Origin of the sequence: Bacillus cereus group sp. MYBK227-1, from assembly GCF_051916325.1 — a bacterium.
In the GTDB taxonomy this organism is placed as follows: domain Bacteria; phylum Bacillota; class Bacilli; order Bacillales; family Bacillaceae_G; genus Bacillus_A; species Bacillus_A cereus.
The window spans coordinates 1-11,718 of sequence record NZ_JBQAGK010000020.1 but is presented as its reverse complement, the minus strand read 5'-3'; the positions used below and the strand labels follow the sequence as shown (position 1 = coordinate 11,718).

Genomic DNA, 11,718 nt, shown 5'->3' with positions numbered 1-11,718 from the left:
AGCGCCCACACCGTAGCGATATGCTTGTTTCGGTAAGTCTTGGATAATTAGTACTCTATCGGCAAAAGAAGCCGTAGCAAACGAAAATAAGAGTAATAGAGTCATAAATAATGAGCTAAATAGTTTAATTGGTTTTTTCATTGTGTGTTTCCCCTTTTTGCCAAACAAAAAGAGCACCGTCTTTTGACAATGCTCTTCTTATGTAAGGCGTGTATTTTTTTATTTGGTATTATGTTTTTCTTTTCGTGCATCACTTCTTTTGATTTTTGCTTGTATTTCGGATGCTACACTTTCTAATAACCATGCAGGAATCCATTTTTCCCAGCCAATTCGCGCACAGTTTGCTGCGAAACTATTAAAAATGTGATAACTCAATCCACCGACTACCATGAAGAAAAAGAAATCAGGTAGTTTAAGAGCAATATCAAATAAATGTGCAAGGGCTGGTAATGATAAAAGCACCACGGTTCTCGTGATGCCCTCAATTCCATATTGTGATGAGTATGTTCCGTCTAGCTTTGAAGCTTTACTACCAGTAATCCAGTCGAGCATGATAATCCAGCAGTAAATCGAGATCCAAATTAAGTTCGCTTTACCATATAACAAATTAATTATTGTTCCTAATCCACCGCCTATAGCACCACCTACTTTAAATTGAGTACTTGTAATAACATCGCTTATATTCAATGCCTTGATGAGTTCGTGAATTCTTTCCAAGTTCTCACCTCCTTTCAAATTTTGACCAAAATAAAAAAGCCTGCTGCTGCACGCTTAAGTTTTGATAAAGTTATATGTTCATTTTCTTCCACGCGAATTCTAGTGGTTCGGTACGTGGTGGTTTCATTACTGATTTTTCAGTAGTTTTGCTTTCGTTTCGGGAGAAGTTAAACATAACTCCTTTCCGTATAGAAGTTTTCCTAACCCCTGTAATATACATATCACTAATTTCTAATTTTGAACCTTTACGTATTTGTGGTTTACGTTGTACGGTTGGATACAGTGTTTTGGGTTGAATTATTATACCTTTTATTGTCATAAAATCACCAGCCTTATTCTACTCTTAATGCAATGTTGTACTCCGAAAATGAACTCCATACACTTGAGTAGTAGGTGTTAAATAATTTATATTTCTGGACTTCTCCATCTTGAGAAATTTCAACGATATCGCCAATTACAAAATTTGAACCCCTATATGTGTAAAGGCCATCAAATTTTGCTCTTAATCCATCTATGTTATCCCCCATGAAAAATGATGTGAATATTATATTCCCTTCTAAAGATGGTGCTTTTAAAAATACCTTATCCCAAATGAAAGTAGTAATAGGGACATTTTTTAATCCCTCATATATAAGTTTACTTCTAGCAGTTACCAGTGCTGTACCAGGGTCCCACTTTGGACAAACACTCACCAAGACACTAAAAGGAGAAGATATAGGTGTGAATTGTTCTTGTTGATATAGTTCACCTGGAATACCAAATAATCCTATTACAGTCTTCCCTTTTCGTTCTGGAAGATTATCATCGTTTTCATAAACACAATAAATAACAATGTCTTTATCAACGTATAAATATAGATCTACCATAGCAATTGGTTTGCTAATAGTAGTAACATTAACGCTGTTAGTTGTTTTCCCTTGATGAAAACATAATGGATAGAACGAACCAGGTCCTCCGAAGGTAACATCCTTCTCTTTATCATATCGTTCAATTAATCTAAAGCTTGCATCAGTAACAGAATTAACAGAATCTCTTATATCAAAATAGGTATAATTACCTGCTATAATATCTTGGCTACTTGCATTAGCGGCATCAAATGGACGTAACTCTATATAATGGTTCTTCATACCGTCGTTACCGCTTGAGTACATGACATAAATTTTATCTTTTGATGGCGCATCAGCATTTAATTGCTGCCATCCAGCCTTTTTCATTTCATCGATAATCTTCATAAAGACTTCTCTTCGCTCTAGTCTGTGTAACTTACAAATTTTATTTGTCATTCTGTATGTTCCTCCTTAACTTAAACGTATCGCTTTCATAGAAACATTAAAAGTAGAGTTTGCTACGCCCCTATTTTCTATATAAAGATGGACCTTGTTTGTATGATCTTTATCCTCGCAAGGAATGGATAAAATATCATACGTTCTTTTTTCAGATAAGCTTTTATATATCTGATTCCCATTCTCTTTTTGATCGTACATAAATAACATTGCTTCAACATTTGAATCATTTGTAACTTGAATCGTGCGAATATCGTATTTGTTACAACCTACATCTAGTGGAGCATATAGAGTTTTTCCTGGTTCAATTGTAATTTGTATATTCCTCTCAATAAGGATTGATGGTGTAATCTCACTTTCCGATGTATATCTATATAATTTCATTACAGTTCCCATAATGTATTCACCTCAATTATGTTTTAGATGAATATTAAAATAAATTGGTTCGAATGCTAGGAAATTTGTATCCTTCACAACCTTTACCCAAAAATCACGCGTACTTTGTGCGGCTACTGAATCAATCTGTATTTCATTTAAATAACTTGTCCCATCTAACGAAATAAGCGCCCAGGTGTAACCAACTTTCTCCATGTACTGTTGAATGGATAGTTTTATATTTGTAGCAGCACCGATGTTATCATTTACGATTGTCATTTTTACAATACGCTCATTATTCACCATGTAACCTAAGTTCGTTGGATCCGTTGTATTTAATTCTGCACTATTCATTTTGATTTGCAGGGATGAACCCATGCAATACATATCCCCACCGTAAAAGGTAGCTTGTTTCTTTGCTATCAATTCGTTTTCCTCGTCATATATTTCTATGATTCCCTCAAACTCTAAAGAAGGAAGTAGAATATCAATGCCGGTATGAGCTGCAGCTACGATGTTAGTAGACAGGATATTATCTGCAGTATCTTTTAATACAACCTTATAATTTCCATATAGTTGGCGCAGACGTAACAAATTGCTTGTAGTCATAATAATTTTATTGATGTCTAGTGGTACAAATCCCTCTGTAGTTCCTCTTTTTAAAACAACACCAATTCTTTTTGCTGCTAATGAGTCGTTATCCGCATAATCAAAAAATGTATCTGTCTTTGTATAAAAGTCCCATTGATCTTCCTTGCATATTGCCATCCACTCTTTATTGCTTTGTGAACCATTAGCAGAATAAGATTCAAGGAATTCAACCTTATTCTTTTCATTTTGATAAATCAGTAAGCCGCCCTCATCTCCTTCTTTTGTAGGAGCATAATCCGCAATAACCTGGATTGAAAAGTCACTTTGTGGTTTATCGATTAAAAGCATAACGTCTTTATCTGCAGAATGATTCATACGTAAGAATCCTTTTTTGATAGCATTGTTAAATGAATTTGATGGTGACATAAGCCATTTTGAATTTACGGAATCAAAATTATCTACAAATATTTTTCCGCTTTCTTTTTCGTATAAGGATACTTTTGTTTTTTCTTGTTTAAAAGGAACTAACTCTCCGTCGGCATCGATGTCAATTGCATCGAGGTTTATAAAATACCCTTTTATTTCAACAGTATGCTCTTGGTTCATTAGACCTATCTTCTCATATACTAGTGTCTGGGATTGACTACCAGGCCTAAAGAAGCTGATCATTTCTTCCACTCCATCAACTAGTATCGTAGCGTTAGCATCATACGACGAGTTCATAAGACCAATAACTCTAAGTCTTGTACCGATAAAATTGAACTTGAGTGAAACTGGATTCTTATCAGGTGGATTGTTTGACGTACTGTGTTTAAAGTGCAAAGTCGAGTTATAAAAATCACTATGAGTTGAATTTGCCCATACTCCTGTGTACCGAATATTGCTATCCGTATCATCAAACCGTTTCCAACCAGACTCTGGTTCTTTTAATACATCACCGACTTTAATAGGAACGACAAGCCCTCCTGGTTCTCCAAAATCCAGAGCATCTAAAGTACTTGTACTATCTGCATGCAAGACAACGTTATGAGTTGCGTACTGTAGATCGTTCTTTTCATATAAAAGGACAGAATTTTCCCCTAATGAATTGGGGTCATAAATATTATAAGAACCGCATTTTTTGCCATCTATCTCGACGTTAACAGTGCCAGTCCAAAATTTATAAGTAGAACCTATTATACGAAGTTTACTACCCACAAATGAAAATTGGATTTTTGATTTACCACCACAAATATGATATTTACCATAAGCAGCGGAAGACGATCCCCTTATTTCCCACGCGCCTTCATACGTAATAAGAGCATCGCTATCATCATAACGTCCCCAACCCGTTTCTGGATTTTTGAGTACTTGTCCTATATACGCCATACCATCACCTTCTCTTTATCTTGTTTTCTTCCAATTTGAATTTGTCCACCAAGATTGACGACTATGCCGCAGCCATAACTTCGGATCATCATTTTCTTTTTCGATAACTATTAATTCATCTGGTTTTTCTGTATCTAGTACTCTCTCCATTTTGAATAGCTCATTATCTTCTAGAACTGATTCTCTTTCTGGTGTACGTTCAAACCGTTCATATTCCTCTGTGACGCTTTCTAATTCACATTCCCTATCAAATGTATCAACTTCATTAGTCACAGCGTCTACAATAGCCTGTCGCTCTAATAATTCTTGTTCACTAACGATTGCATATCGTTCAGATTCCCTTGCTGCATCTACAGTTTCAATTACATTTGCATCTGTTGTTATAACTTCTTTATTAGCTGGTGTTATATCAGAGATAATTCCGCCCTCAAATTCACGAATACCGTTAAAAGCTTCTTGCTCTGTAATAAGAGCTTGTTGTGAATCTTGTTTGTAAGAAATGTCTAAAGTTATATGTTCAGCATCTAAGATAACTGGAACAATGTCCGAAGCTACTTCTTCAATTACTGCAGTTGTATGTTCTTTCATTACTTTTTCAGATTCAATTGTTTTATCTAGCTTCATTTGCATCACATTTAGTGATTTAGAGGAATCATTAAATAAGGCAATACGTGTTTCTAGTTCTTTTTGAACACGGCCGAACAAATCGAATTCTGGAAGATATACAGGAATACCAAGGCCCTCAAATAAATCAAACTCTTCTATGGTAGCTTGTAATTCTTTTTCGGTTTTATTAGCAACTTCATCATTATTTACATCAGTAATAAGTACGCGTTCTTTTAATCCAAATGAAGAAATTTCATCAACATGTGTAAGTACTGCAGTATCTTCTTTATCAGCTTGTTCCAGTTCAACTACAGTTGCTTGCAACTCATTTTTCACTCCTGCAAATGTAACGTCTGGCGATACGCCTTGTAATTCTTTGAAGATACGATGAGAATAATCTGCATCAGTCATGCCGGCATTTATTTCATGTAACCTTTCTGCTTCTTCTGTGACAATTGTCTGTATCTCGAATATGTTTTGCGATTTATTCGCATCGTCAGTTTCGGAAATGTCTTTAACAGATAATATCCGTGAAGCATTTTTAACTTCTTGTCCTACCTCTACAGCTGCAGTAAATACATTTTCTTTATTTGCGAATTCTTGTTGATCGGCATAAACAGAATCAAGTGTTTCTACGATACGTTCAAATGTGTGTGTTGTATATACATTCGCATACTGTTCTTTTGTTCTTGCAAATGATGCGGATTCATTTCTTTCAGAATCAAATATATTTATTTTCTTGCTTACGTCGTTACTTGCGATAACATCTGCAGCAAGTTCCTTTGCTCGAATAGAGTGATCCAGGTTAATTTGAGCTACATCTATGTCACGAATTAAATACGCACTTTCAATATCTTCATAAGGAAACAGGTCCACATTTTCAATTTCTTCTACACGATTCAACTCATATTGTTTAGCGATAGACGTTTCAATGTCTCTTTGCATACGAGCAAATAAATCATAATCCGGAAGATAAACCGGTATACCCATACCATTGAACAAATCAAATTCTTCTATAATCCCTTTAACTTCTCGTTCTTTTGTACCAAATTCGAATTGTGCTGGAGCATGAAGAAGTATTTCTTTTTGCTGTATATCACCAGTTTCATTTTCGGCAATAGATACAGGTAATATATGTGGAACTGCATTAGATAAAGTAACCTCTGCATGTGTAGCTTTTAGCTCTCTGGTAACAATCTCGCTCGTTTCATTATGCATTGATACAGCTTCATAATCCGTTGTAACTCTGTCGGCCATAAGGTCATTATAAAAACCCTCACCGTATACAATACGTGCAACATTTACCCATTCTGGTAATACTTCCACACCTGCAGCGAATTCACGTAACTTACCTTTTAGTAAATCCTGCTGTATGATCGGCGCAACTTCATATTCATTCGTTATAAGATTTGTTACATCAGAAGCGTGTACCATTGCTTCTATCTCACTTGGTTTTTCGCTCTCTACCCCTTCGATATGGTTTATATCGAAAATTCGTCTATGTTGTGTTGATTCTTCTGCTGAAATTAGTTGAACAGAAATACTGTCCATTCGTTGCGAATGTTGCATTTCAATGTTGGCCACATTTATATTTCGATTTAAATCAGAATCAGTTGCATTTGAAATGTAGGCTTCTACCTCTATCTGTCGCAATGCATTCTCTACAACATCTGTTAAAATCCCTTTTGCTCTTACTTTTGTGGCAGTTACTCCTGCGTTATCTTCTTTAACAGCCTTATATCTCGCATAAGGAGCAATGCAAACCGGATAATCAACATCATTTTTATTTTCTGTATTCGCAGGTGTAATAGAAAAAGAATAAACTTTTTCATTCTGATTAGGTCCAGAACCAACGACAACAACATGACTTTTTTCTTTGGTACATATAGAAGGGGAAGCAATAGAATAAACTTTTTCACTCATTCTTCTGCTACCCCCTTATGCTTAAATATCTTCTTTGTAGATCGCTAAACCAATTGGATTAAATGGTGTTGCTTTTGCTTGTGTCATAGGACAAACGGGCGTTGTCGGTAATGTATAACGATATAATTGAGCCATTTCATAAGCGCCTGTGATTTCAGAACCAATAACCGGTGCTTCGTTAAATGTAACGGTCTTATCCTCTGCATTGTATACATAATCTGTTTTTTCTACTTCTTTACATGAAATGAATAATCTTAACGTTTCGCCCTTTGGCTTATGTTCTAAATGAAATACTTTACGATGGCCATCCCCTTGCCCAAGTACTTCATCTACAACTGTTTTTTCAATTTCTAGTTCATCGGCTTGCTGGATATTCTTTGGATGCACTGCATAAACATCATCTAGCTTTCCAACATATCCATCGTTTGGATGAACAATATATATTTGAGATAAATGATATTTACCACTATAGACCGATGGGTTAAATCGTCCTTGTCCACTATCTACTGACATATCATGAGTAATGAAAGCTAAATAATGATGCTGGTACATGGCTCCTGTACTTGATTGTGATAATTGAACTGTTTCATTTCCGTTTGATGTATCAGAACCATAATCAAGTGGCGCATTACCGATTTTCTTATTTGGTGAATATACAAATTGGTCGCCTGGTCTGCAGCCGCTTAAAATAATCATGTTTTTTCTTGGTGCAACATCGAATGTATATAATTTTCCGATATACAACGGAACAAATAATGCACGAACTGGATTTGGTGTTGGATCTACACGCATAAACATAATTAAGCGGTCCTTGTTTGCATTCCCATACAGATAAACAACAGAGTCGCGATTTAATTCTTTAGAGAAACGCTGCTCCGGTGTAAAACTAATTGATGTATAAGGCGATGGATTCACAAAATTTATTGTAGAATATACTTCGCCCATAATACTTTCCATCTTTTGTACATCAAAGCTTGTTTTTGCCGTTAATGTATCCAGTGTTCCGTCTTCTTTTGGTAATAAGAAATAAATACCGCTAATCTTAATTGTTGTATCTGCTGCAGGGGCGGTTTTAAATACAATTTCCGTTTCAGTGAACGAATACTCGCTAGGATCAACAATTGTATTATCCTTGTAAACTACGGTCCTACTTTCGTCAAAGTTAGGGAATGGCAATGCGAAGTTCTTTTTCGTTCCATTTCCTTTTCCTAATTCCCCTAATTTATCACCGGAAAGGATCTCTTTTTCAATAAAGTATCGATTAAAAGTGAATAGCAGCATGTCATTGTTTGGCTCATATGTGTTGGTAGCTAATCTGTATTCGCATGTTACTTTATCGCCTTTTGCAATAGCAGTAGTAAATGTTACTTTTCCTGTAGTTGCATCCACCTTATATTTACTTTTTTCTTGTTCAAACCCATTTATATATACAATGACAGAAGGGCCAAGAACAGGAGAAACAGGTATAGAGAAATCTTTCTTCACGCCATCCCCCATCCCTAATTTACCTAGTGGAGAATCTGCAGAAATAAACCGGCTATCAGTGAAATCAGAATCCGCAGTGTCATACGCATTTGCTATACCGAATCTTCTACGTTCTCCATCGCTTCCTAACGATTCAAACAACCTTACATCAATAAATTTTGAAATTCCGCTCTTAATTTGGAAAAATAGCGTTCGTTTCCAACCGTTATCTGCAAATAATTTTTCTAATTCTTGCGGTAATGTTTGTAAATATACGACTTTATCAAACCACATATATGTACACTCCTTTATACTGTTTTCTCAAAAATACCTAATCCAGCAGGACGATACGCCGTAGCAGGTCTTTTAGTAATTGGTGAAATAGCATCTACATTAAAGAATTTGTAAATGTCGTGTGAATCCGGACAAGTATTCTTTCTAACTTTTAATCTATCGCCATTTAATAGACCTAACGGAGACAATAGGATCATATAAGGTAAATATCCACGTACACCTTCATCTGGATGAACAATATAAGCACGAGAAGTATGTACTTTATTGCTATAAACAGACGGGTTAAATTGATATTTGTATTCGTCATTATCCTGCGATTGCCATGCTAGTGAATATTGGCCACCATCTTTACCAACGCGATCTGGTGGCATTGCATTAGGCGCTACATTCCAAGCAATAAAATGAGCCTGGTACCTTGCTCCTAATCTTGAACGTTTAATAATTACGTTATCAATACCGTTACCAGGAGAACGTGGATAAGACTTCATGACAGGCATGTAATTTTCTACATTTCTATATGGTTTCGTATCGTTAAAATCGAATTTGTGTGATGCTGCTTCGTTCCCAGTATCAAATGCGGTTCCTGCCCATAATGCATCCCCTAATGTATCATCGTTAGCGTAACTTTCTAATTGGCCCATATAAAGTGGAGTAACTGGAACTACATTGTTTTCAAAAGCTGGTGTATTATCAGCTTGTATTAATAAAACAACACGGCTTTCATCAACTTGGCCATTAATTCGAACCAATGAATCCGGCCACCAATTTGTTTGAGCATCGATACCTTGTAAATTCGTATTTCGTAATGTTACTTTCACCCAAGGGGACATCATGACTTGTGTCTCTGCTTCGTCATAAGAGTAAACTTTGTAAGATATACCATTATTTACTTTTGGAGTAACTGTTATTTTGGTTAATTCTACATCTAATAATACTTTTTCGAATTTATTAGATTCATAAGGAAGAACAAGTACACCTTCTTCATCAACGCTTGGTTCTTTTTCAATCATGTAAACATAAAAACAAGAACGATCCCTACCGCTTTCTAGACGTTTTTTACCGTCTTCAGCAAAAGCTTTCTTTCCTTCTTCATTTGTGAAGTTGTATTTAATCTCTGACTTTTTAAGTGACCATTTTGAAATTTGAGCAATTCCATAAATAGAACCGCTATTGTTCTTCACTAGCATGTGCTTACTCATGCCGAATTCAAATTTTGTATCATCGTCGGATTTTACGTCTAAATCCGGATAAACGGCTCTGAAAAACGATTTTACTTTCTTCCATCCGTTAGCGATTACCAATTTAACAATTTCGTCTTGGAATTCGCCTTCTGTATACATTTTTTCAACGTATGCCATCTATTTCACGCTCCTAATCTCTTAATAGTTGGTAATTAAGCCATATAGCTTTTTTCTCTGCAGATGCATTGTGGTATTCAAACTTTAGTTCTGCATTAGCAGGTATAGGTTTTACAATGGAGAAGTTAAATCCCTCCGGCACATCTTTTACATAAACCTCTTTAAATACTTGTTGGCCATTAATAAATAAATTCCAGTAGTCCGAGTCACTGTAATGTGAAGCGGCAACAGAAAAAGCAATCATTTCTGTTTCGAATGGTAATGAAAACTTATCTACATGAATTTCATCATGTATACCAACTCTTCGCCCTTGTATGAATGGCTCTGTTTTTGTTGGGAAGTAAGGTGCGTCGAATCTTCCACCAGCCATATAGGTAACAGCAAAACTCATCAATACGCCCCCTTATCTTAAAAAGTGCAATTCAAACCAAACTGTTTTATCAAGAATTCCTTGGTTATGGAATCGAAATACAATTGTGTCTCCTGCTTTAACTGCTTTATAAACCATAAAGTGCATCCCTTCCGGAAGCCGCTTTGTATAAATATCTTGGCAAACGGTTTGCCCGTTTACGATTAAATCCCATTTATCATCTAATTCGTAAATGGAAGAACTAACACTAATTGCGTAAATCTCCATATCTGCAGGTAATGTATATTTCACTTCATCCGTTTTAAATGATGTGGAATCCATAATGAAACCAGGTATAAATGGTTCTGTTTTAGTCGGATGAAAAGGTGGATCTAATCGGCCACCGGCTAAATAGGTTGTTTCAAACAAGAGCAATCACCCTTTTTCTTGTATTAAAAAATTCCCGTGCATCATTACGACACATCGGGAATTGGTAAATCAGATAGTATACCGTTACCTTTATTAAGAAGTCTCGGTTGCACACGCTCTAATTGCTTTTGTGCATTGTATATTAATTGTATCTCCATCTCTTTTCCGGTTACTTTATGCGAGACAAGAACCTTTTCTAGCATACCGTGTGCATTAAAGGCTAAGTCATAGTGCAGATATTTATCTCCATCAACTGCAGATAAACGAGCACCGTCACGAATAAGTGTATATCCTTCGGTCATGCCTTCTTTAAATACGTCATTTGGGTCATTCCCAGGCATTGGTTTACCACCGGTATATATTTGCCTGTCAATTAATCCTTTCATCAAATACATGATAGGATCATATAAGTTTTTTTGCATTATCATAGAATCACCCCTAGTTCACGCGCGTAACAGACCAGGTTTTTGCTGGTCGTTGGATATAATAGTGATCTTTGTCTTGATTTACCCGAGGAAATGATAAATCTGGTAGAGAACCATAATCAAATAAGATATTATTTTGCGTATCCAGTACTTGCAAACGTCCTGTAAGAATCCCTTTTGGGTTTCGTACTGCTTCAAATACAATAATATTTACACCGTATTCAAGTGGAATGTCTACATATGTTGGATTGTTCCGGATGAAATAATTTTCTTCGATTAATTTATCATTACAGTAAATATTTAATAAATCGCCATCTTCTAAATCCCAATCCCAAAGTTTTAAACGTAATGTATCTACATTTACTGTAATACCGGTTATATCTGTATAAGGAGCAGGTTCATACCCATAGTTAACAGTTAAATCTAAAGTTTGATAGAATCCATCATCTGCAGAAATCATTGTATTAATCCCTTTAACAAAGTAATTCCACTGTTGGCCAGAATCTCTATTGTAAACAGAAATAACATCAAATAAT

11 protein-coding genes and 2 pseudogenes are annotated in these 11,718 nt (G+C 35.6%); all 13 read right to left on the bottom strand.

Annotation, left to right across the window (positions count from 1 at the left end; genetic code table 11):
• Positions 1–141: pseudogene (locus tag ACTFRM_RS31010) on the bottom strand (N-acetylmuramoyl-L-alanine amidase); the annotation flags it as partial.
• Positions 142–219: 78 nt separating this feature from the next.
• Entirely contained in the window at positions 220–717 is a 498-nt protein-coding gene (locus ACTFRM_RS31005; protein ID WP_440043882.1) for a phage holin family protein, read from the bottom strand.
• A 70-nt stretch (positions 718–787) separates the two neighbouring features.
• Entirely contained in the window at positions 788–1,036 is a 249-nt protein-coding gene (locus ACTFRM_RS31000; protein WP_243340778.1) for a hypothetical protein, read from the bottom strand.
• A gap of 13 nt (positions 1,037–1,049) precedes the next feature.
• Positions 1,050–2,000 carry a hypothetical protein gene (locus ACTFRM_RS30995; RefSeq protein WP_440043881.1) on the bottom strand — a complete coding sequence of 317 codons (951 nt, stop codon included), beginning with the start codon at positions 1,998–2,000 and terminating at the stop codon, positions 1,050–1,052.
• A 15-nt stretch (positions 2,001–2,015) separates the two neighbouring features.
• Positions 2,016–2,396, bottom strand: a complete 381-nt coding sequence (locus tag ACTFRM_RS30990; protein ID WP_087875299.1) for a DUF1998 domain-containing protein — start codon at positions 2,394–2,396, stop codon at positions 2,016–2,018.
• A 12-nt stretch (positions 2,397–2,408) separates the two neighbouring features.
• Positions 2,409–4,334, bottom strand: a complete 1,926-nt coding sequence (locus ACTFRM_RS30985; protein ID WP_440043880.1) for a hypothetical protein — start codon at positions 4,332–4,334, stop codon at positions 2,409–2,411.
• A 15-nt stretch (positions 4,335–4,349) separates the two neighbouring features.
• Positions 4,350–6,863, bottom strand: coding sequence for a hypothetical protein (locus ACTFRM_RS30980; RefSeq protein WP_440043879.1), 2,514 nt, complete (start codon positions 6,861–6,863; stop codon positions 4,350–4,352).
• A 21-nt stretch (positions 6,864–6,884) separates the two neighbouring features.
• Positions 6,885–8,621: a hypothetical protein gene (locus tag ACTFRM_RS30975; protein ID WP_440043878.1), complete on the bottom strand. Its 1,737-nt coding sequence runs from the start codon at positions 8,619–8,621 to the stop codon at positions 6,885–6,887.
• Positions 8,622–8,635: 14 nt separating this feature from the next.
• Complete coding sequence (locus tag ACTFRM_RS30970; RefSeq protein ID WP_440043876.1) at positions 8,636–9,979, bottom strand: hypothetical protein; 1,344 nt, start codon at positions 9,977–9,979, stop codon at positions 8,636–8,638.
• Between the two features lie 13 nt (positions 9,980–9,992).
• Positions 9,993–10,370 (bottom strand): hypothetical protein, encoded by a 378-nt coding sequence (locus tag ACTFRM_RS30965; RefSeq protein WP_000006649.1) that lies wholly within the window; start codon positions 10,368–10,370, stop codon positions 9,993–9,995.
• A 12-nt stretch (positions 10,371–10,382) separates the two neighbouring features.
• On the bottom strand, positions 10,383–10,757 hold the full coding sequence (locus ACTFRM_RS30960) for a hypothetical protein (protein ID WP_000464284.1): 375 nt from the start codon (positions 10,755–10,757) through the stop codon (positions 10,383–10,385).
• A 44-nt stretch (positions 10,758–10,801) separates the two neighbouring features.
• Complete coding sequence (locus ACTFRM_RS30955; protein WP_000605844.1) at positions 10,802–11,185, bottom strand: hypothetical protein; 384 nt, start codon at positions 11,183–11,185, stop codon at positions 10,802–10,804.
• A gap of 10 nt (positions 11,186–11,195) precedes the next feature.
• Positions 11,196–11,718: pseudogene (locus ACTFRM_RS30950) on the bottom strand (hypothetical protein); the annotation flags it as partial.